This is a genomic window from Christiangramia oceanisediminis (assembly GCF_022570735.2).
Classification (GTDB): domain Bacteria; phylum Bacteroidota; class Bacteroidia; order Flavobacteriales; family Flavobacteriaceae; genus Christiangramia; species Christiangramia oceanisediminis.
On record NZ_JANCNS010000001.1, the window covers coordinates 1159190 to 1181353 of the forward strand.

Here is a 22164-nt window from a genome sequence, read left to right on the forward strand (position 1 = left end):
CGCGTTCGTCTCTTTAATTTACTGAAGTAATTGCTACTTTTACCGAAGAATCAGAAAACATGGACCAGACATTTTCCGCAGATCAGCGTTTAAAAAGCAAAAAACTGATAGACCAGTTATTCCTGGAAGGAAAAAGTCTAAAATCTTACCCCTTGAAATTGATCTATGTTCCCATAGAATCCGCTGAAAAGCCCCATCTCAAAACCGCGGTATCGGTTCCCAAGAAACTCGTGAAGACCGCCGTGCAACGCAATAGAATTAAAAGACTGATGCGGGAAGTTTTCAGAAAAAATAAGTACCTTGTTACCAAAGATTTAGACACTTCGCACGCTTTCATGTTTATTTACATCTCCCGTGAAGCCATTACCTTTGAGAGGATGGAGAAGTGTATGATCAAATTATTGGAAAAGTTCAGCGAAAAGAATTAGGCTATGAAAAAACGCATGAAACGAATAATCATTATTCCGGTTATTCTAATTGGAATATTCCTGAGCACGGTAAGTTTCAAATCAGATTTTTTTGAGATCGCGAAACAGATAGAGATATTCACCACCCTGTTCAAGGAAATAAACATGAATTATGTAGATGAGACCAATCCTGCAGCACTGATGGATACGGCCATCAAATCCATGTTGAGTGACCTGGATCCCTATACCAATTACTGGAATGAACAGGATGTGGAAGAGTCCCGCATTAACAATTCCGGGGAATATACCGGTATTGGTGCCTTGGTTAAAACAGGTCCTGAAGCCATCACCGTAGTGGAGGCTTATAAGGATTATCCTGCAGATAAAGCTGGTTTAAAGGCCGGTGACGAGATTATAAAGATCGGCAATGTGAATGTATCCGATTTCCAGGAAGATGCAGGAGAATTGCTAAATGGAGCTCCTAACAGTTCTATCAACCTTACCTATCGCAGGCAGGGTGAAGTGAAACAAACCACGCTGGAACGGGGCTCTGTTGAATTAAATGCAGTTCCTTTCTATAAATTGCTGGAAGATAATTCCGGATATATCGTTCTTTCACGTTTCAATGCGCGCGCATCGAGCGAGGTAGCAAGAGCATTAAAAGATCTAAAAAACCAGGGAGCTGATAAGATCATCCTTGACCTTAGGGGAAATCCCGGTGGGTTGCTCAATGAAGCCATCAATGTGAGCAATATTTTTATTCCTGAAGGTGAATTGATCGTAACTACAAAATCGGTGATCGAGAAATACAACCGTGAATATTTTACTCAAAAGGAACCGATCGATACTAAAATTCCATTGGTGGTACTGGTTAACGGAAGAAGTGCCTCAGCGAGCGAGATCGTTGCAGGAGCCGTGCAGGACCTGGACAGGGGAGTGGTTGTTGGTGCGAGAAGCTTCGGAAAAGGCCTTGTACAAAGACCCCGGGAACTGGCCTATGGTACCCAGTTAAAAGTGACCATTTCCAGGTATTATACTCCTAGCGGAAGATGTATACAGGCACTGGATTACCGCCGCAGAGACGAAAACGGCAAAGCCATACGTACCCAGGTGGAGGACTATAATGAATTCACTACCCGAAATGGCAGAAAGGTATTTGATGGTGGTGGAATCCTTCCAGATGTAAAACTGGAAACATCAGAGTTCAGCGATATCACACAGGCATTGCTTTACCAGGACGCGATCTTTGATTATGCCACCAAATATTATTATTCCCATGAACTTCAGGATGCTTCGAACTTTGAATTCACCGATTCAGATTACGAGGATTTCAAGAATTTCCTGAAAACTTCAGGTTTTAAGTATACTACGGCTACCGAAAAGGAACTGGAAGAAATGCTTGAAAAAGCCGAGGATGAAGAATTAAAGTCTCAGATCAGTTCTCAAATAAGTGGCATTAGACAACAGATAGAAGCCTTTAAAAAACAGGAGTTGAACAACAAGAAACCAGAGATCGTTAGTTTGTTGACCGATGAGATCATTAAAAGATATTTCTACAAGGAAGGTTTGTACGAATATTACACCGGCAACAATCCGGAGATCAAAAAAGCAAAGGCTATTCTTAACAATCCTACCGAGTATTCTTCGATCCTGAATTAAAATTTTCTGATGGAAGCTTTTCTATCATTTTTTGAACTGATGCCCGTCTGGCAGAAACTGCTATGGATAAGCCTGGTCTTATTCTTTTTCTGGATCCTAGAGGGATATTATGCGCTCATAAAGTTCAGATACAACAAATGGAAACATGCAAGGACCAATTTCATTCTTTTGGGATTTGTTATGTTGATAAACCTCGTATTCGGTTTTCTTACGGCTGGTATCTTTATATGGATCGATCAATCGGGTTTTGGACTATTAAACCTGGTAGAGTTACCGGTTTGGGTAGAACTGATACTCGCCATCATGGTTCTTGATCTTATCGCACAATATTTAGTTCATTTCCTGTTACACAGGATCAAATGGCTTTGGAGACTGCATCTTATTCATCATACCGATACTCACGTAGACGCCACAACCGGAACACGACATCATCCTCTGGATTTTATGGTACGAGAAAGCTTCGCCCTGATCGCTATTATCATCACCGGGATGCCGGTAGCCTTCTATTTATTTTACAGGATCCTGAGCGTATTCTTTACTTATTTTACCCATGCCAATATAAGTATGCCAACAAAAGTAGATAAGACGCTGAGTTATATTTTCGTAACTCCGAATATGCATAAATTCCATCATCATTACCAGCTACCCTGGACCGATAGCAATTACGGGAATATGTTAAGTATCTGGGATCGTATGTTCGGAACCTTTATTTATGATGATACCTCGAAGATCAGGTATGGGATCGATATCGTAGAGGACACTACTTCTAATGATATCGCTTACCAGTTAAGAATACCCTTTAACAGGAAGATAAGAACCAAAAATTAATATTTTACCATGGCGATATGAGGGATCCCATCTTCCAGGTAACCTTCACCAGTAGTTTTAAAACCGTGGGATTCGTAGAATTTGATGAGATATTGCTGGGCAGATAATTTAATCCTGGAAGTTTGAAAATACTTTTTAATAGCTTCTTCTGAAGCATCCATGATCTCATGCCCGTAACCAAATTTTCGTTCTGCCATTCTCACAAGAACCCTTCCTATAGAAGCCTCCTCGAAATAGTATCCAGGCCTGAAACACCGGGTATAGGCAACGATTTCTGAATTCTTTTTCCCAATAATATGAAGGGCTTCGGTATCCTTTCCGTCGATATCCTGGTAAACACAATCCTGTTCTACCACAAAGATTTCAGAACGCAGTTGTAAAACGTCATAAAGTTCAGTGAGGCTTAATTCACTGAACTTTTTAACTTCAATGTTCATATCCATAGGTTATGAACAGTTTTTCTTAGCAGGGATCTTGTCTACTCTTCTTTGGTGACGGCCCCCTTCAAACTGCGTATTTAAAAAGACTTCGGTCATTTTAGTAGCCAGTTCCTCTGAAACGAACCTGGCAGGAATACTTAATACATTGGCATCGTTATGTTCCCGGGCAAGTTGAGCGATCTCCTCATTCCAGCATAAAGCCGATCTTACTCCCTGGTGTTTGTTCGCTGTCATGTTAGCACCATTCCCACTACCGCATATAATGATTCCCAGGTCTGCTTTCTTGTTTTCAACATCCTCAGCAACCGGGTGCACAAAATCAGGATAATCTACGCTATCATCTGAATTTGTACCATAATTGGTAACTGTATGCCCCATAGCCTCCAGTTTTTCGCTGATCATTTCCTTATAACCAGTCCCGGCATGGTCGTTTCCTATTGATATTTTCATAGTTGTCTTGTTTGTGGCAAAGTTAAAAAAAGCCGCTATTAACCATCGCATTTTTGATTGTTAATTACTTTTCAAAAAAGGCTTATTTCCAGCTGTTTAAAATTGACAACCAATTGTGAAAAACCTTTGATGATTTAGTCAAAAAGAAATTTTGTTTTTAAGAAAATAATAACAATACACGCAGCAACCTGAATAATCCAAATTATAACTCATGAAATTTTTAGATAGTTATGAGCACTTAATAACCGGTTATTGACAAGGATTGATTTTAAACTTTTCCCAAAAACCTATTTAATAAAAATTGTGAACTTCTGTTAAGTAATTCTTAAAATCCGAAGATTATCAGGGCTTTATCGATTTAAACAGATGTTCATAAACTGTTATCAAAAACTTACAACTGAAATTCCAAAGCATCCTTCAAAAAATTGTACTACAAATTAACACGCCATCATATACCATCATTTAATTTTTTAAAAAAAGAAGAAATAATAAATATGATATATACTGTTTATAACTAAACGATGCGTAGATGAGAAGATCGGTCATTTAGAGAATCGATGATCTCCCTGGCCTTCCTGATGTCTGCTGGGTGAACCATAAGTTTGATGCCTCCAAAAGCAAAAGAAGAGAGAGGTAGCAATCCTACCAGGGTTTCGTTCTGGAAATAATGTTTAATACCTTTATCTTCCAGTTTCAATTTCAGGACGAAATATTCGTGGGGGTAGGTAAATACGGCAATGCAGCTATAATCTTTCATGCATTTTTTATTTACCAATAAATATAAGATATATCTAATTACCGGTAGTGGGAAACAATGGTTTCCTGGTGGATATGGAATTCCTGTAAGAAAATTTCGGTCTTCTTATTCAGGCTAAGGTTGATAGAAGTCACAGTAAGGACTACACCCAGTAGGAATATGAGGAAAAATAGTACCGAATATTTTGTAGCCTTATCTACCTTCATGATAATGAAATTGTTAGAACAAAAGTAGGGGGAAGTATTCGGGACAATGTTATTTTAAAATTAAGAAAAATTTAAGAATAACAATTAAAATTTTCAAAAAGATTAAAAATTTAATTTTTAGCGTCAAAATTAGAATTCGAATTGATTTTCAGTTCCTTAACAAAACTTTAAACCAGAAAAACCTTTGTCTGCCCATAAACACTTAATTTTACCCTATACAATCTAATGAATGAGTAAAAAGAAAAAGAACAAGGCTACTATACAGGGCAATCTATCCCGAAGCATCATTGATATCCTTAGAAATAATGCTGGGAAAACCTATAACTACAAACAAATCGCATCTATCCTGGGTGTGAATGATGCCAGTAGCCGGAACCAGATTATCAAGAAACTGGCCCAGCTTGCGGCCAAGAAACAAATTGAAGAGGTGGAAAGAGGTAAATTCAAGATAGATTCCTCTAAAAACTATTATACAGGGGTACTGGATCTAACCACCAAGGGATATGGTTACGTGATGGTACCAGAACTGGCAGATGATATCTTCATCGCCGCTAAGGATTTGCATGCTGCTTTTGATGGAGATACGGTGCAGATCTATGTTTATAACCGAAGAAGAAGAAAGCGTTCTGAAGGTGAGATCACCAAGATCATCAAACGCAAAAGAACTGAGTTTGTTGGAACCCTTCAGCTGAAAAAGGATTTTGGATTCGTGGTCATAGATGATAAATCCATGTACACCGATTTCTTTGTTTCGGGAAATAAACTTAACGGCGCTACAGACGGTGACAAAGTGGTAGTGGAATTCGAGGAATGGCCTGAAAAAGCCGACTCACCTTTCGGAAAGATAATCAGGGTGCTTGGTACGCCAGGTGAACATCATACCGAGATCCATTCCATCCTGGCTCAATACGGGCTTCCGCATGAATTTCCGGAGGAAGTGGAAGAATTTGCCAACAAGATCGATACCAGCATAAATGAAAAGGAGATCAAAAAACGCCGTGACATGCGTGATGTTCTCACCTTTACCATAGACCCGAAAGATGCAAAGGATTTCGATGATGCGCTGAGCTTTCAAAAACTGGAAAACGGAAATTATGAGATCGGGATACATATTGCCGATGTATCGCATTATGTGAAGCCGGGAACGATCTTGGATGATGAAGCCTATGAGAGGGCGACTTCGGTATACCTGGTTGATCGCGTGGTGCCCATGTTGCCAGAGATCCTTTCTAACAATGCCTGTTCCTTAAGACCGAAAGAAGAAAAATTCACCTTTTCAGCGATTTTTGAAATCGATGATAATGCAAATGTGAAAGATCAGTGGTTCGGACGTACCGTAACTTATTCTGATGAGCGTTTCGCTTATGAAGAGGCTCAGCATATTATAGAAACCGGTACGGGCACCATTCCCGATGATGTTTCCATAAGAAAGCATTCATATTCTGTACGCGGAGCTCTTGTAGAGGCTATTGTCACCTTGAACCGACTGGCCAAGAAGATGCGTAGTCGCCGAATGAGGGAAGGAGCCATCTCCTTTGATAAGGTAGAGGTTAAGTTCAACCTTAATGAAGATAATAATCCTACCGGTGTATTCTTTAAAACTGCGAAGGAAGCAAATAAACTTATCGAGGAGTTCATGTTGCTTGCCAACCGTAAAGTGGCTGAATTCATAGGAAAGCAGAAACCAAAAAAGACATTTGTGTATCGTTGCCACGATGAGCCGGATGAGGAAAAACTGGCGGCACTACAAAACATCGTAGGCAGGTTTGGTCATAAACTGGAATTAAGAGACCGTAAGACCACTACTTCTTCCCTAAATAAATTACTGGAAGATGTACAGGGGAGGAAAGAACAGAATATGGTTGACACGCTTGCGATTCGATCGATGAGCAAGGCTTACTATGGCACCGAGAATATTGGCCATTATGGGCTTGCATTCGATTTTTATACGCATTTCACCTCTCCAATCAGGAGATATCCCGATGTAATGGTGCATCGATTACTGCAGCATTACCTGGATAAGAATGAATCGGCTAGCGAGGAGGAATATGAAGATAAATGTCATCACAGCAGTGAGATGGAGAACCTGGCTTCTAATGCCGAGCGAGATTCCATTAAATACATGCAGGTGAAGTTCATGCAGGACCATGAAGATGAAGAATTCCTTGGAGTGATTTCCGGGGTGACCGAATGGGGAATCTTTGTGGAGATCGTGGAGAATAAATGCGAAGGGATGATTCGTTTACGAGATCTTAGCGATGATCATTATGATTACGATCCCGATGAATTTGCAGTAGTTGGAAAACGAACTGGTAAGGTTTATACTCTTGGAGATGAGGTTTACGTAAAAGTGAAAAATGCCGATCTGGTAAAAAGACACCTGGATTTTACCTTAATTGGAAGCCGGGAAGAAGTAGAAGCAGATTAATTGAAATAACGAAAATAGATCAGGGTAAATACAGGCGATTTTGATAAGACTTTTTAATTTATCAAAAAGCTTACATTTGTAAAACATGCTTAGTGTATGCTACAGGACATTTTAGCTGGTTTACCCCTTGGTCTCTTTTTGGCTTTCTTATTAGGGCCTGTCTTCTTCGTATTGCTGGAAACGGCAGCGATAAAGGGATTCAGGGCCGCTATTTCCCTGGATATGGGGGTGATACTTGCAGATATCGTTTTCCTGCTCATCGCTTATTTTAGTACCACCAAACTTCTCAATCGAATCAAGGATGATCCCGCTCTTTTTATTTTTGGCGGAATGATCCTGGCTACTTATGGTGTGATGAGTTTTTTGCAAACAAAAAAAGCCATTCAAACCGATGAGGATAGGCCTGAAATTCGAAAACTGGGTAAAAGCGATTATTTTGGGCTATTTGCGAAGGGTTTCCTGCTCAATTTTATCAATATAGGTGTTCTGGGCTTCTGGCTGGGAGTTATTATCGTATTCGGCCCTAAAATGGATATGGAACGAAACCGGATCTCGGTTTTCTTTGCAGCCGTCCTGGTGACGTATTTGATCATTGATGTGATCAAAATATTGCTGGCCAAAAAGCTGAATCGAAAACTGACTCCTAATCGCATCTATTTTATGAAAAAGGGCATCAGTGTGTTGCTGGTGGTTTTTGGCGTGGTCCTGATCTTCCAGGGTGCCTTTCCCAACCAGGCAGGTGAAATAAGGGATCAGCTTGAAGAAATCACCCCTAATGATTCTTTAATAGGAAATCTTCAGAATAAACTCCAGCTTAAAATGCCTGAAGAAAAGGAATAAGGAGTATCAACAGTGATTCAGCTCAATTAAAATTTGTGGAGAATGACAGCCTTGATCTAGCAAATAAGTACCAATGCTTAGTAAAATAAAATTCCCTGGTGCTTACATGGAAGGTTTCGATTTTCAGAAGGAAAGCTCTACAATTACCTAAATCCATTAAATAAAAAAAGCTCTCAGTAAAACTGAAAGCTTTTTGAGGCATCGAGCGTCCCGAAACCTCGGGAGAACCGCTGTACAAGGTTTTGTTTAAAATTAAAAAAGCTCCCAGAAAAACTGGAAGCTTTTTTGAGGCATCGAGCGGATTCGAACCGCTGTACAAGGTTTTGCAGACCTCTGCCTAGCCACTCGGCCACGATGCCCTAATCAGGGTTGGCAAATGTAATAAAAATTTTAAGTTTCAAAACTAAAATCTATCGAGTTTTAGTGCGGCTTACCGTAACCATAGCCACATTGCCCCCGATTGGCGGATTGATCTTTGAAACTTCCACCCTGGCCTTCTGAACCATGATCAATTCGTCCATGATTCGATTCAGGATACGTTCAGCCACATTTTCAAGCAATTTAGACCGGATAGCCATTTCTTCCTTAACGATCTTGTTCAAATGTACATAATCTACCGTATCGCTTAATTTATCGGTTTTGGCAGAATGAGAAAGATCGGCGTGTACCTTCAGGTCAACCCGGTAGTCGCTTCCAATTTTACCTTCTTCATCAAGACATCCATGGTAAGAAAATACCTTGATATTCTTCAGTTTTATTACACCCACGAATAATTAATTTTTTACAAAGATAGGTTCTCGGGTTGAGCTTATCAATTATTGAATTGTTTTGAACGATAGTATTTCTCTGTATTCAATGCTATCGATTTAAAATTTGATAAATTTGCGCTTTATTTTAATTCAGTTATGGCCGAAGGAAAAAAATCGCTCAATTTCATTGAGCAAATCATAGAAGAAGATCTGCAAAAGGACTATAAAAAGGAAAATTTGAAGTTTCGTTTTCCTCCGGAACCCAATGGATATCTTCATATTGGACATGCATCTTCGATATGTTTGAATTTCGGACTCGGTGAACGCTATGATGCGCCGGTGAACCTTAGATTTGACGATACCAACCCTATCAAAGAAGAACAGGAATATGTAGATGCCATCAAAAGGGATGTGGAATGGTTAGGTTTTAAATGGGCTAAGGAATGTTATGCTTCAGATTATTTTCAGCAGTTATACGACTGGGCCGTAGAAATGATCAAAAATGGAGATGCCTATGTAGATAGCCAGACTTCCGAAGAAATAGCTGAACAAAAAGGTACTCCAACCCAGCCTGGAAAGGAGAGTCCGTTTAGAAATCGTTCGGTAGAGGAGAACCTGGATCTTTTTGAAAAGATGAAGAACGGTGATACTCCGGAAAGAGGTCACGTACTAAGGGCAAAGATAGACATGGCTTCTCCAAATATGCTCATGAGAGACCCTGTTATGTACAGGTGTTTACATAAGAACCATCATAGAACCGGTGGGGAATGGAAAATTTACCCAATGTATGACTGGGCACATGGACAAAGTGATTTTATCGAGCAGGTTTCTCATTCATTCTGTACGCTGGAATTCCTTCCGCATAGAGAATTATATAACTGGTTCATTGAAAAGGTGAGCAACCCGGGTGAATTTGAGCCAAAACAAAGGGAATTTGCCAGAAGGAATCTGAGTCATACCGTGGTAAGCAAACGAAAATTGCTTCAACTGGTTGAAAAGGGTATTGTAAAATCCTGGGATGATCCAAGAATGCCAACCATTTCCGGCCTTAGAAGAAGAGGTTATACTCCGGATTCGATACGCAAGTTCGCAGATTCGATTGGAGTAGGGAAGAGGGAGAATTTAATCGATGTGGCCCACCTAGAATTCTGTGCTCGTGAAGATCTTAATAAAGTAGCTCCGCGTGTAATGGGAGTGTTGGATCCCGTGAAACTGGTGATCACGAATTATCCTGAAGGCGAAGAGGAGTGGCTGGAAGCCGAGAACAATCCTGAGGATGAATCGGCTGGAAGCAGGCAAGTTCCGTTTTCACGGGAATTATATATCGAACAGGAAGATTTTAAGGAAAGTGCCAACCGTAAATTTTTCAGGCTCACTCTTGGAAAAGAAGTAAGGCTTAAAAATGCTTATATCATAAAGGGTGAAGACGTGGTGAAGGATGAGGATGGGAATATCGTGGAAATCCATTGTTCCTATGATCCTAAGAGTAAAAGCGGAAGCGGTACCGAGGAATCTCTCCGTAAGGTAAAGGGAACCCTTCACTGGGTTTCGGTAAAACATGCTCTTGAGGCCGAAGTAAGGCTTTATGATCGATTGTTTACAGAGGAAACACCAGATGCCATTAAGGAGCGGGACTTCCTTGAATTCATAAATCCTGAATCCCTTAAAGTGGTTACAGGTTATGTAGAACCCAGTTTAAAAGATGCTGAAGTCCAGGATAAGGTGCAGTTCCAGAGAATTGGATATTTCTGTGTAGACAGGGACTCAACCAGTTCCAAACTTGTTTTTAATCGTACGGTAGGTCTTCGAGATAGCTGGGCCAAGATCAAAAATTAGGAATTTCTTAGGTTCTCTTTAAGAATAATTTAGCATAGGATTTTAACATATTAACCGGTTATTAACAAGCAGAGGTTTAGGCTTCTATTATCTTTGATCGAAACAACTGTTTAATCAATAACTTAAATTCAAAATCTTATGGCAAATACAGGAAATACTCTTTTAGCATTAATAACCGGAGCTGCAATTGGTGCAGGCCTAGGCTTGCTTTATGCTCCAGATACCGGTGAGAACACCCGTAATAAGCTAAAGAAAGATGCTCAGGATGCCCAGGATAAGTTCAATAAACGTTATCATGAAACCACTTCCAATTTGAGCGATAAAGCCAAAAAAGCAAGGCTGGATTTTGAACACAGGCTGGAAGAAACCTTGAATTCAGCAAGTCACAAGGCAGATGATATTTTGGTGGCGATGGAGAATAAACTTGAGGAATTGCGCAAACAAAACGCTAAATTGCAGAAAGAGAAATCAGGCAAATCCTCTGGAAGTAAACCAGATCAGGCCGTAGTATAAACCACTATATGGCATTTGAAAAGTTATCTCACAGCATTCAGGAATTAAACCATAATGTTCAGGCATTGATGCAAAGCAATGCCGAATACTATAAATTATTAGCCTTTAAATCGGGAATGAAGGGAGCAACTTCCCTTGTTCGGTTTCTAGTACTGGCTTTTCTTTTGAGTACTGCAGGAATGATGATCTCTTTTGCCCTGGCTATTTTGATAAGTGAAGCCATTGGAACGCCAAGTTCTGGCTACTTTATAGTAGGTGGATTTTACCTGTTGATCTTTATACTTATCTTTATATTTGGTAAGGAACCTATAGAAAAGCTAATACTTAAAAAGTTTTCGAAAGCTGTTTTTAAAGAAGACGACCACTAATGAGAACTTATAATTCTTTTGAAGAAATAGATAAAGATCTTAAGATCCTTAAGCTCCAGACCGAAATCGATAAGGAGGAGATCAAGTTGAGCATGGATAAAGTGAAAAGCGGGATGTCACCTGTGTCACTAATTGGAAGCGCTGTTGGTTCTATCGTTCAAAAAGCGATCTTATTGAAGGCGGTTTCCAAGATTTTCGGGATCAAGAAACTGTCATCCAAAAGAAAATAGAAAAAATCAGTTTACGAAAAAGCCCATATTATTATGGGCTTTTTTTATGTATCTCCGTTAGATTTATTTCTCCGTCCTGATTTGCCAGGTGTCTTTTTATTTTGTTCTTTCATGGCTTCTCCTATTTGATTAGAAGCCGTAAATGAGGCAACCATATTGTTGAGCATATCGCTTCCTGCCTGAGGTGAATTTGGAAGCAGGATAAGGTTGGTGTTGGTCTCTTCACCAATGGCCTGTAAAGTATCATAATGCTGTGTAACCACGATTAGTGCTGAAGCTTCCTGTGAATTGATCCCTACATTATTTAAAACATCCACACTTTCTTCCAGTCCGCGTGCGATCTCACGGCGTTGATCGGCAATTCCCTGTCCCTGTAATCGTTTGCTTTCTGCTTCGGCTCTTGCTTTAGCCACGATCTTGATACGTTCGGCTTCCGCATCATATTCTGCAGCGACCTTTTCCCTTTCAGCAGCATTGATACGGTTCATAGCGGCTTTAACCTGAACATCTGGATCTATATCTGTTACCAGGGTCTTGATGATATCATAACCATAAGACTGCATGGCTTCGTTCAGTTCACGGTTTACAGCAATAGCGATGTCGTCTTTGCGTTCAAAAACATCGTCCAGCTTCATTTTAGGCACTTCTGCGCGCACAACGTCAAATACATAGGCAGTTATTTGGTCATGAGGGCTTTCAAGCTTGTAGAAGGCGTCATATACATTATCACGGCGAACCTGGAACTGCACGGATATTTTCAGTTTAACGAATACATTATCCTTGGTCTTGGTTTCTACCAATACATCCAGTTGCTGAACCTTTAAATTGATCCTTCCTGCTACCTGGTCAATAATTGGGATCTTTAATTGAAGTCCGGAATTTCGTATACTGGTAAACCTGCCGAAACGTTCGATTACGGCTGAGGTTTGCTGTTTAACTATAAATATTCCAGAAAAAATGGTGAGAACCGCAAGAACGGCGAGGATTGGGATTAAAATTAAATTGAACATGATGCAAGAATTATTTCCTCACAAGTTAGGAATAAAAGGAATAGGCAACACTAAAAATAAAAACCCCAACTTGTTTGATAGTCGGGGTTTTTAGAAAAAATAGTATCAGTTTGTTTAATCCAGTGTTTTAATGGCCTTTTGAATTCGGTTGATGGTTTCTTCCTTCCCGATCATCTCAGCGATCTTGTACAGGTCAGGTCCCTGAAGGGCTCCAACCAGGGCGATTCGCAATGGCATCATCACTTTCCCGAATCCAATTCCCTTTTCCTTGATCCAGGCCTTGACCTTTTCCTGGAGGTTTTCAGCTGTAAAATCTTCCTGGGCTGAAAGCAGATCAGCTAATTCCTGCATCAGGCTGCCGGTATCTTCCTTCCATGCCTTTTTTGAATCTTTTGGCTCGAATGAGGTAGGGGAGATGAAGAAGAAATATCCCTGGTCCCAGAGATCTTCAACGAACACCGCTCTTTCCTTGATAAGTTCTATCACTTCAACAGTGTATTCCCTTTTTGCATTTACAGCTTTATCTTCCAGTACCTTTTCGAATTTTTCAGCCAGGATCTCGCTATTCTTTTCATGCATATAGTGCTGCTGAAACCATTTGGTCTTTTCAGGGTCGAATTTTGCACCACCTTTATGAACTCGTTCCAGTTCAAAAACTTTCGTGAGTTCTTCCAGGCTGAAGAATTCCTGCTCGGTACCCGGATTCCATCCAAGGAATGCGAGCATATTTACCACCGCTTCCGGAAAATATCCGTCTTCACGATATCCTGCTGAGATTTCCCCCGATTTTGGATCTTTCCATTCCAGAGGAAATACCGGGAATCCCATTTTATCACCATCTCGCTTGCTTAGCTTCCCTTTTCCCTGCGGTTTCATGATCAAAGGAAGGTGAGCAAATTCCGGAGCCTGCCATCCAAATGCGCGGTACAGCATAAAATGAAGTGCTAGGGATGGCAACCATTCTTCCCCTCTAATCACGTGGGTAATTTCCATTAAATGATCATCCACGATATTCGCCAGGTGGTATGTTGGCATCCCATCACTTTTAAAGAGAACTTTATCGTCCAGGATGTTCGTATCTATTTCAATTTCTCCGCGAATAATATCCTTAAGTTTCAGTATCTCATCTTTGGGAGATTTGAACCTGATCACATAATCATCACCTGATTCCAGTTTTTCATTCAGTTCATCCTGGGACATGTTGAGGGAATTCTTCAGTTTTTCCCTGTTATGCCAGTTATAAATAAAGGTTTTTCCTTCTGCTTCATGATCTTTTCTATGTGCATCCAGCTCTTCCGAAGTATCGAATGCATAATAGGCATTTCCAGATTCTATGAGCTTTTCAGCGTATTTCTGGTATTTATCCTTTCTTTCACTTTGCCTGTAAGGACCAAAACCCTTTTCCTTTCCCGGACCTTCATCAAAAGGAATTCCGCACCAGTTCAGGGATTCCACGATATAATCTTCGGCACCTTCAACATATCGGTTCTGATCTGTATCCTCGATTCTAAGGACAAAATCGCCACCGTGCTTTTTGGCGAATAAATAATTATATAAGGCTGTTCTCACCCCACCAATATGTAAAGGACCTGTAGGACTTGGCGCAAATCTCACTCTTACTTTAGAAGACATATTCTCTCGGTTTTTTAGGGGCAAAGATACAACCTTCTGTTACCAATCCTAAACGAGCAGCTTTAATGAAAAATTAAGTACGATTTTTGTTGTATTTTTAAGGAAACATTGCTTTTGAAATGGAGAACTTTGGACTGGTGAAGAGGAAGCTGGAAGCTTTCATCAAAAAGTATTATTTAAACCTGATCATTAAAGGCGGGATTCTATTTCTCGCTTTTGGAGCATTGTATTTTTTGCTGATCGTTGGTCTTGAAAATTTTCTTTGGCTTGACAGCCCTGGAAGAAAAACACTTTTCTGGTTGTTCATCGTGATCGAAATTGCCTTGTTTTCATATTACATTCTGATTCCGGCTCTTAAACTTTTTAAAATCTCAAAAGGGATCAATGATTTCCAGGCTTCGGAAATTATTGGAAACCATTTTCCGGAAGTAAATGATAAGCTTACCAATCTTTTACAATTACGCGGTAATTCCAAGGATTCTGAACTTTTGCTAGCAAGTATCGACCAGCGGTCTAAAGAACTTCAACCTATTCCCTTTAGCCGGGCAGTGGATTTCAAGGGGAATAAATACTACTTAAGGTACCTCGTTTTTCCATTTTTGATCATTTTAGGATTGGTGATCGCGGGGAAGGCCAATATAATAACTAATAGTTTTGGTAGGATCTCAGATTATAATACGGTTTATACCAAACCGGCACCCTTTCAATTCCTTATTCAGAACCCAGAACTTAAGGAACTGGAAGGGGAAGACTTTATTTTACAGGTGAGAACGGTAGGGGATTATGTTCCCGAAATGGTTAAGATCGAGTTTGAAGATAGCGAGGCTTTTCTCAAACAAACTTCGCCGGGTACCTTTGAATACCGTTTTAATAACCTATCTGGAAACGTGAATTTCAGGCTTATTTCCAATGGGGTTGAATCTATCGAACATACTCTTGAAGTAGTGGAAGTTCCTAAATTATTGAATTTTGAGATGTTCCTGGATTATCCGGCCTATACAGGTTTAAGCGATGAGAATATGAAAAGCACCGGGAATATAACGGTGCCTGAAGGTACCCGTATTTCCTGGAAGTTCAATACCAGTCATGTGGAAAGAATTCATTTCTCAACATTAGATACCGTTTATGATATCCCCATCGAAGCCAATTCTGGTGAATATGAAAAGAGGCTCTTATCAAATATGCCTTATTCCCTGAGCGCCTCCAATAAAGTGGTTCAGGAATATGAAAAGCTGGATTATGAAGTTTCGGTTGTGCGAGATGAAAGCCCCAAAATAAGCGTTTTAAAGCAGGTAGATAGTTTAGATTCTGATATTCAGTATTTTAAAGGAGATGTATCAGACGATTATGGCTTAAGCGCCTTAAGGATCGTCTATTATCCTGCCGATGAAACTGATAGTCTTAAATTTGGTGAAATACCTGTTGTTAAAGAGGGTTTTGATCAGTTTCATTATAGTTTTCCGGGTGAACTGGATCTTGAGAACGGGGTATCCTATGAATTCTATTTCCAGGTTTTTGATAATGACGCGGTAAACGGATCCAAATCGGCACGAAGTGAGACCTTCAGTTTTCGTAAAAAGAGCCAGGAAGAGATGGAGGATCAGAAACTGGAAGAACAAAATGATGCCATCCGTAAAATAGGGGAGCAGTTGAATGATTTTGACCGTTCCGAAGAAGAATTAAAGGAGATCTCCAAATTGGAAAAGGAGAAGGAGGAATTGAATTATAATGAACGTAAGAAACTGGAAGAATTCCTGAAGCGACAGAAACAACAGAATGAAATGATGAGGTCGTATTCCGAAAAACTGGATAAGAGTCTGGAAAAAAACAAATCGGATGATCCAACCTCCATGGAAAAGGAATTATCAAAAAGACTTGATAATACCGAGAAACGATTGCAGGAAAATGAAAAGCTATTGGAAGAGCTGGAAAAGTATTCTGAAAAGATCGAAAAGGAAGACCTGGGTCAGAAGCTGGAAGAACTGTCTAAACAAAACCAGAACAACCAACGAAATCTCGAACAGATCTTAGAGCTCACTAAAAGATATTATGTCGAGGAGAAGAAACAAAAATTGGCAAGGGATCTCGAACGTTTGGCTGAAGAACAGGAAAAAATTTCGGAAGATGAGCCTAATAATACATTAGAAAATCAGGAAAAGCTGGATGAGAAATTCGATGAATTTCGTGAGCAAATGGATGACCTGGAAAAGGAAAACCAGGCTTTAAAAGAACCTAATGATCTTGGCAGGGAAGAGGTAGACGAAGAAAGCATACAAAAGGATCAAAAGGAGGCTGGAGAAAAACTGGAACAGGGTGATAAGAATGAGGCCGGCAAAAAGCAAAAGGATGCTGCCAAAAAGATGAAGCAAATGAGCCAGCAGATGCAGCAGCAAAGCATGCAGCAGCAAATGCAGCAATTGGAAGCAGATGCTGAAACCTTAAGGCAAATTGTAGATAACCTGATTGTCTTTTCCTTTGAACAGGAAGCCTTGCTAAAGAACTTTAAGACCATTCAGCAAAACAATCCAAAGTATGCCTCCAGGTTGAAGGAACAAAGTAATCTTCGTGAAAATTTCAGGCATATCGATGATAGTTTATATGCCCTTGCGTTAAAGAATCCTATGATCAACGAGGCTATTACGGATAAAATAACCGATGTAGAATTTGATATTGAAAAGTCGCTCGAACGTCTTTCTGAAAATGAAATCCCCCAGGGTACGGCCAGCCAGCAGTATGTTGTAACCGGGGCGAATGACCTCGCAAATCTTCTGGGTGATATTTTGAATTCCATGCAGCAAATGATGGCAAATCCTCAAATGGGGAGCGGGCAGGGTGAACAGGAATTTCAGTTACCAGATATTATCGAAGGTCAGGAAAAACTGACTCAGCAAATGCAACAGGGGATGGAGAAAAAACAGCAGGGTCAGCGTGAAGGAGAATCCCAGGGCGAAGGAGAAAATGGTGAGCTCTTTGAAATCTATAAAGAACAACAAATGCTTCGTATGCAAATGGAAGAAATGTTGAGGCAAAATGGTATGGAAGATGGAGGTAGTCCGGCCGATGAAATGAAGGAAATAGAAGAACAATTGCTCGATAAAGGTTTTGATCCTGAAACCGTGAAACGCATGCAACAATTGCAGTACGAATTACTGGAATTTGAGAAAGCAAGGCAATTGCAGGGAAATAGTTCCAAGAGAAAGTCTGAAACCAATGAAACCGAATATCAGAATGATCTTCAAAATCAGATTGATAAGGCAAAAGAATATTTCAATTCCACTGAAATTTTAAATAGACAAATCTTACCTTTGCGCCAAATTTACAGGGAGAAAGTAAAGGAATATTTTGGAAAAGGGAGAGATTAATTTTTTTTCGGAAAACAGCTTTGAGTTAAACCAGGAATCGGCTTATAAAAATTGGGTCGGGAGAGTGATCGAATCTGAAGGTAAATACCAGGGGGAAATCAATTTTATATTTTGCGATGATGATTACCTCTACCAGATCAACCTGGAATACCTTTCTCATGATACCTATACCGATATTATCAGTTTTGATAATTCAATAGGGAATACCTTACACGGCGATATTTACATCAGTACCGAACGGGTGGCAGAAAATGCTTCCGAATTTGGGACGGAATTTGATGAAGAATTGAAACGTGTGATCATACACGGCGTTTTGCATTTTTGCGGTTATAAGGATAAAACTGAAAGGGAACAGGAAGAAATGCGACGCAAGGAAGAAGAAAAAATTGAATTGTTCCACGTGGAACAATAGATTAAAAATAAGATTTTATATGTTCGAAAAGGAGTATGATGTGATTGTTGTTGGAGCTGGTCATGCGGGTAGTGAAGCTGCCGCTGCGGCTGCTAATATGGGTAGTAAGACACTTCTTATTACCATGAATCTCCAAAACATTGCTCAAATGAGTTGTAATCCGGCTATGGGCGGGATCGCCAAAGGACAAATAGTTCGGGAGATCGACGCAATGGGCGGGTACAGCGGTATTGTAAGTGATACCAGTGCTATTCAATTCAAAATGCTCAATAAATCGAAAGGACCTGCAATGTGGAGTCCGAGGGTTCAAAGCGACCGTATGAGGTTTGCTGAAGACTGGAGAACTAAGTTGGAGCAAACTCCAAATCTTGATTTTTACCAGGAAATGGTAGCCGGGCTTATCATTAAAAATGATAGAGTAGTTGGGGTAAAAACTTCTCTTGGTCTCGAGGTAAAAGCAAAAACTGTAATCTGTACTAACGGAACCTTTTTGAATGGTTTGATCCATATCGGGGATAAACAATTTGGAGGAGGTAGGGCAGGAGAAAGAGCTGCTACTGGAATTACAGCCGATCTTATCGAAGCTGGTTTTGAAGCCGGAAGAATGAAAACCGGAACACCTCCTCGTGTTGATGGAAGATCCCTGGATTATTCCAAAATGGTGGAGCAACCTGGTGATGATATCCCGGGTAAATTTTCTTATTCAGATGAGACCAGGCCATTGACGAAACAGCGTTCCTGTTATATGACCTATACTTCGAACGAGGTGCACGAAATCCTTAAAGAGGGATTTGACAGGTCGCCTATGTTCAATGGTAGAATTAAAAGTATAGGACCGAGATATTGTCCTTCGATCGAGGATAAGATAAACAGGTTCGCCGATAAGGACAGGCATCAATTATTCGTTGAACCCGAAGGATGGAATACCGTGGAGGTTTATGTAAACGGATTTTCCACTTCGCTTCCCGAGGATGTTCAGTATAAGGCGTTGAAATCTGTAGCCGGGTTTGAGAACGTGAAATTCTTCCGCCCAGGTTACGCTATCGAATATGATTATTTTCCTCCAACACAATTAAAACATACGCTGGAAACTAAACTGGTTGAAGGTTTATATTTTGCCGGACAGATCAACGGAACCACCGGTTATGAAGAAGCAGCTTGCCAGGGAATGATGGCCGGAATCAATGCCGCTTTAAAGGTTCAGGAAACGGATGAATTTATCCTTAAACGCAACGAAGCTTATATAGGCGTTTTGATCGATGATCTCATTACAAAAGGAACCGAAGAGCCGTATAGAATGTTTACTTCAAGAGCTGAATATCGTACACTTCTTAGACAGGATAATGCCGATTTCAGGTTAACCGAAAAGTCATATAATCTTGGTTTGGCTTCGGAAGGTAGAATGCGAAAAATGGAAGAGAAAAAACATAAGTCTTTCAAATTCGTTGAATTTTTGAAGGACTTAAGTGTTGTTCCTGAGGAAGCAAATCCGGTGCTGGAAACCAAAAAATCCTCGCCCATGAAACAAAGCGACAAGGTTTTTAAAGTTTTCTCAAGACCTCAGATCACGATGGAAGATATCAAGAATTTTTCTGGTGTTCAGAATTTTATCGATGAGGAAGAACTGGATGAAGAGATGATCGAACAAACAGAAATCCAGGTTAAATATTCCGGTTATATAGAAAAGGAAAAGAACAACGCTGATAAGTTAAACCGACTCGAGGATATTCGAATTCCATCTAATTTTGATTATTCCAAGATCAAATCCATGTCTTACGAGGCTCGTGAAAAATTGAAAAAAGTTCAACCTGCAACCGTATCCCAGGCTTCGAGAATCAGCGGAGTGAGTCCGAACGATATTTCGGTTCTACTGGTATATATGGGTAGATAATTTAATGGTGTTCCACGTGGAACAAATCTTATTTTTGATTGAGAAAAGCACCCCAACAAGAAAGAACTAAAGCAACTTCCGGTATTAACCTGGTTTGTCAGGACCACCTGGTAAGTGGAAAGAAATTTACAATTTCAGAATATGAACCCGGGATCTTGAAAACAGAACCGGTTCCCGAAAATCTTTCTCATTATTATGAAAGTGATGAATATATTTCTCACAGCGATTCATCAAATAATATCCAGGATAAGATCTACCAGGTTGTTAAATCCTATATGCTCGATCAAAAAGCGAAATGGATTATAAAGGAAAAAGGTTCCGGAAGAATTTTAGATTTTGGAGCAGGGACTGGTGATTTTTTGAAAAAAATGAAATCGGTAGGCTGGGAAATAGAAGGAGTAGAACCTAGCTCAACAGCTAGAAATTTAGCCGATAAAAAAGAATTAAATCTAAAGAGTGATTTAGCTTCCATTTCGAAAACGAAATTTGATGTAATAAGCCTTTGGCATGTTTTGGAACATATTCCGGATTTTGAAAATCAAATAAAGAATTTTTCTGAACTCTTAGATGAAAATGGAATTCTTGTTATCGCTGTCCCAAATTATAATTCTCATGATTGTAATTACTACAAAGAATTCTGGGCAGCCTGGGATGTACCAAGACACCTTTGGCATTTTTCCAGGACAGGTCTGCAATCTAAACTTTCAGAACTTGGTTTTTCATTGCTAAAAGAACAGCCGCTTTTGTTTGATTCGTTCTACGTAAGTTTGCTTAGTGAAAAGCACAAAGCAGGAAAGGCAAATTATATGAATGCTTTATACCAGGGCTCAAAATCGAATACCAAAGCAAAAAGCTCGGGTGAGTATTCTTCAATCGCCTATTTCTTCCAAAAATCTACCAAAACCTCAATTTAAGGCCTTATAATGCGTTTTCAGCCTTAAAAGGTATGTGGCTGTGGGTTTTTTAAAGAAAATAGCATATAGCTCGTTTATTTAAGTTGTTTTAAATAGACGCCGCTTATTGTATTTATTTTTACGATAATTAAATATTATTAGGTTAGAATTATTTCTATTTCAGGCAAAAAATAGTTTTTTACATTTGCCACTCAAAACAAAAATTATGATAAAACGATTTATTGGAATAGCTGCGCTTGCGGTTGTGATGGTATCCTGTAATGAGCAAAAAACTGCTTATGTGGATACTACTAAGATTATTCAGGAGTATAAGGAAATGAAAGAGGTGGAGGCAGAGTTCACCACAAAATCAGATTCTGTTAGGCAGAGACTTGATGCCGTTGCCAGGGAATTCCAGCAGGAAGTTCAGCAATACCAGTCTCAAATGAATAGCATGTCTGAATCTGCTCGTCAGGAGAAAGAAGGAGAACTCATGCAAAAGCAACAAATGTTGCAGCAACAACAGCAAATGGTAAGCAACCAGTTAAGAGAAGAAAGTGCTGCCGTTATGGATTCTATGGTTACAAAAGTGAAGGATTTTGTAAAGGCCTACGGGGAAGAAAATAACTACACCTATATATTTGGTTCCAACGAAAGCGCGAATATCATGTACGCGAAAGAAGGTCTGGATATAACCGATGAGATCCTGAGCGAAATGAACGAGGAATACGGTGGAACTAAAACTGAGGTTTCAGAAGAAGCTGAGGAGACTGCTACAGAAGAATAAATATTTAATATTCCAGAAAAAAAAGCTTCAGGTCTCCCTGAAGCTTTTTTTATGTTTTTAGGTGATGCATTAGGTGAGTAGGTAAACTCCAAAAACACACACGATAAAATATCCTGTAAGAGTGAATGCACCGGCATAATCTTTTGCAACGCGCTGCCCGAAAAGGAGCATCAAAAGGCTTACACAGGCCAGGGCACATGCATATAGAGCATATATATTTTCTCCGTATGCCAGTATTCCAATAATCCCGGCAATGGCAAGTAGACCGGTAATGATCTCCAAAATCATAATAATAGCCACCATCAGCGGAACCATTCCGCCCATAAAGGTTTTTGAAAAATGCTCTTTAAGCCAGCTTATATTTCCGTTCCAATCTGAAGCTTTATCAATTCCAGATTGTAAAAACGTGATCAGGATAAATAACAGGATTAAAATTTCAGCTAGGTTCGTTAAAAGGTTTTGCATA

General features: G+C 39.8%; 22 protein-coding genes and 1 tRNA gene. 14 read left to right on the plus strand and 9 right to left on the minus strand.

Going from position 1 to position 22164, the window contains the following annotated elements; all coding sequences use genetic code 11:
- Positions 1 to 59: 59 nt before the first annotated feature.
- Genes rnpA through MKO06_RS05170 form a run of 3 tightly spaced genes read left to right on the plus strand, consistent with a single transcriptional unit; the run spans position 60 to position 2894 of the window.
- Positions 60 to 428, plus strand: coding sequence for a ribonuclease P protein component (rnpA, locus tag MKO06_RS05160; RefSeq protein WP_241549589.1), 369 nt, complete (start codon positions 60 to 62; stop codon positions 426 to 428).
- A 15-nt stretch (positions 429 to 443) separates the two neighbouring features.
- A complete protein-coding gene (locus MKO06_RS05165) occupies positions 444 to 2066 on the plus strand; it encodes a S41 family peptidase (RefSeq protein ID WP_425248406.1) in 1623 nt (540 codons plus the stop codon).
- Between the two features lie 9 nt (positions 2067 to 2075).
- A complete protein-coding gene (locus MKO06_RS05170) occupies positions 2076 to 2894 on the plus strand; it encodes a sterol desaturase family protein (RefSeq protein ID WP_241549591.1) in 819 nt (272 codons plus the stop codon).
- On the opposite strand, the gene MKO06_RS05175 is transcribed toward MKO06_RS05170, so the two are convergent.
- The 4 genes from MKO06_RS05175 to MKO06_RS05190 all read right to left on the minus strand — a co-directional run bounded on the left by MKO06_RS05175 (position 2891) and on the right by MKO06_RS05190 (position 4747).
- Positions 2891 to 3331, minus strand: coding sequence for a GNAT family N-acetyltransferase (locus tag MKO06_RS05175; protein ID WP_241549592.1), 441 nt, complete (start codon positions 3329 to 3331; stop codon positions 2891 to 2893). The two genes, MKO06_RS05170 and MKO06_RS05175, sit on opposite strands and share 4 nt — an antisense overlap.
- Positions 3332 to 3340: 9 nt before the next feature.
- Positions 3341 to 3784: a ribose 5-phosphate isomerase B gene (gene rpiB / locus MKO06_RS05180; RefSeq protein ID WP_241549593.1), complete on the minus strand. Its 444-nt coding sequence runs from the start codon at positions 3782 to 3784 to the stop codon at positions 3341 to 3343.
- Positions 3785 to 4298: 514 nt separating this feature from the next.
- Complete coding sequence (locus MKO06_RS05185; protein ID WP_241549594.1) at positions 4299 to 4541, minus strand: DUF2007 domain-containing protein; 243 nt, start codon at positions 4539 to 4541, stop codon at positions 4299 to 4301.
- Between the two features lie 38 nt (positions 4542 to 4579).
- Positions 4580 to 4747 carry a hypothetical protein gene (locus tag MKO06_RS05190; RefSeq protein WP_241549595.1) on the minus strand — a complete coding sequence of 56 codons (168 nt, stop codon included), beginning with the start codon at positions 4745 to 4747 and terminating at the stop codon, positions 4580 to 4582.
- Between the two features lie 229 nt (positions 4748 to 4976).
- On the opposite strand from MKO06_RS05190, the gene rnr reads away from it, so the two are divergent.
- Both rnr and MKO06_RS05200 read left to right on the plus strand, forming a co-directional pair.
- The gene (rnr, locus tag MKO06_RS05195) at positions 4977 to 7175 is read left to right on the plus strand and encodes a ribonuclease R (protein ID WP_241549596.1); all 2199 of its coding nucleotides are present in this window, start codon (positions 4977 to 4979) and stop codon (positions 7173 to 7175) included.
- A gap of 96 nt (positions 7176 to 7271) precedes the next feature.
- Positions 7272 to 8015 (plus strand): LysE family translocator, encoded by a 744-nt coding sequence (locus MKO06_RS05200; protein WP_241549597.1) that lies wholly within the window; start codon positions 7272 to 7274, stop codon positions 8013 to 8015.
- A 288-nt stretch (positions 8016 to 8303) separates the two neighbouring features.
- Here the strand turns inward: MKO06_RS05200 and MKO06_RS05205 are convergent.
- A tRNA-Cys gene (locus MKO06_RS05205) sits at positions 8304 to 8374 on the minus strand.
- A gap of 51 nt (positions 8375 to 8425) precedes the next feature.
- Entirely contained in the window at positions 8426 to 8782 is a 357-nt protein-coding gene (gene folB / locus MKO06_RS05210) for a dihydroneopterin aldolase (RefSeq protein WP_241549598.1), read from the minus strand.
- Positions 8783 to 8920: 138 nt separating this feature from the next.
- Between folB and MKO06_RS05215 the strand changes: the two genes are divergently transcribed.
- From MKO06_RS05215 to MKO06_RS05230, 4 genes are all read left to right on the plus strand, one after another.
- Positions 8921 to 10600: a glutamine--tRNA ligase/YqeY domain fusion protein gene (locus MKO06_RS05215; RefSeq protein ID WP_241549599.1), complete on the plus strand. Its 1680-nt coding sequence runs from the start codon at positions 8921 to 8923 to the stop codon at positions 10598 to 10600.
- A gap of 138 nt (positions 10601 to 10738) precedes the next feature.
- Positions 10739 to 11113, plus strand: coding sequence for a YtxH domain-containing protein (locus MKO06_RS05220; RefSeq protein WP_241549600.1), 375 nt, complete (start codon positions 10739 to 10741; stop codon positions 11111 to 11113).
- A gap of 8 nt (positions 11114 to 11121) precedes the next feature.
- On the plus strand, positions 11122 to 11481 hold the full coding sequence (locus MKO06_RS05225; protein WP_241549601.1) for a phage holin family protein: 360 nt from the start codon (positions 11122 to 11124) through the stop codon (positions 11479 to 11481).
- Complete coding sequence (locus MKO06_RS05230) at positions 11481 to 11711, plus strand: DUF6327 family protein (protein WP_241549602.1); 231 nt, start codon at positions 11481 to 11483, stop codon at positions 11709 to 11711. The genes MKO06_RS05225 and MKO06_RS05230 overlap by 1 nt, the downstream gene beginning before the upstream one ends.
- Positions 11712 to 11755: 44 nt before the next feature.
- Here the strand turns inward: MKO06_RS05230 and MKO06_RS05235 are convergent, their stop codons facing one another.
- Both MKO06_RS05235 and gltX read right to left on the minus strand, forming a co-directional pair.
- The gene (locus tag MKO06_RS05235; RefSeq protein ID WP_241549603.1) at positions 11756 to 12721 is read right to left on the minus strand and encodes an SPFH domain-containing protein; all 966 of its coding nucleotides are present in this window, start codon (positions 12719 to 12721) and stop codon (positions 11756 to 11758) included.
- Positions 12722 to 12835: 114 nt separating this feature from the next.
- Entirely contained in the window at positions 12836 to 14353 is a 1518-nt protein-coding gene (gene gltX, locus MKO06_RS05240) for a glutamate--tRNA ligase (protein ID WP_241549604.1), read from the minus strand.
- Between the two features lie 119 nt (positions 14354 to 14472).
- Between gltX and MKO06_RS05245 the strand changes: the two genes are divergently transcribed.
- The 5 genes from MKO06_RS05245 (at position 14473) to MKO06_RS05265 (ending at position 21698) form a co-directional block, all read left to right on the plus strand.
- Entirely contained in the window at positions 14473 to 17715 is a 3243-nt protein-coding gene (locus tag MKO06_RS05245; protein WP_241549605.1) for a coiled-coil domain-containing protein, read from the plus strand.
- Positions 17696 to 18127 carry an rRNA maturation RNase YbeY gene (gene ybeY / locus MKO06_RS05250; RefSeq protein ID WP_241549606.1) on the plus strand — a complete coding sequence of 144 codons (432 nt, stop codon included), beginning with the start codon at positions 17696 to 17698 and terminating at the stop codon, positions 18125 to 18127. Before MKO06_RS05245 ends, ybeY begins: the two co-directional genes overlap by 20 nt.
- 19 nt (positions 18128 to 18146) lie before the next feature.
- Complete coding sequence (gene mnmG / locus MKO06_RS05255) at positions 18147 to 20018, plus strand: tRNA uridine-5-carboxymethylaminomethyl(34) synthesis enzyme MnmG (RefSeq protein ID WP_241549607.1); 1872 nt, start codon at positions 18147 to 18149, stop codon at positions 20016 to 20018.
- 38 nt (positions 20019 to 20056) lie between these two features.
- Positions 20057 to 20932, plus strand: a complete 876-nt coding sequence (locus MKO06_RS05260; protein ID WP_241549608.1) for a class I SAM-dependent methyltransferase — start codon at positions 20057 to 20059, stop codon at positions 20930 to 20932.
- Positions 20933 to 21137: 205 nt separating this feature from the next.
- Positions 21138 to 21698, plus strand: coding sequence for an OmpH/Skp family outer membrane protein (locus tag MKO06_RS05265; protein ID WP_241549609.1), 561 nt, complete (start codon positions 21138 to 21140; stop codon positions 21696 to 21698).
- 69 nt (positions 21699 to 21767) lie between these two features.
- Here MKO06_RS05265 and MKO06_RS05270 read toward each other — a convergent pair whose 3' ends face one another.
- Positions 21768 to 22163 (minus strand): DoxX family protein, encoded by a 396-nt coding sequence (locus MKO06_RS05270; RefSeq protein WP_241549610.1) that lies wholly within the window; start codon positions 22161 to 22163, stop codon positions 21768 to 21770.
- Between the last annotated feature and the right edge of the window lies 1 nt (position 22164).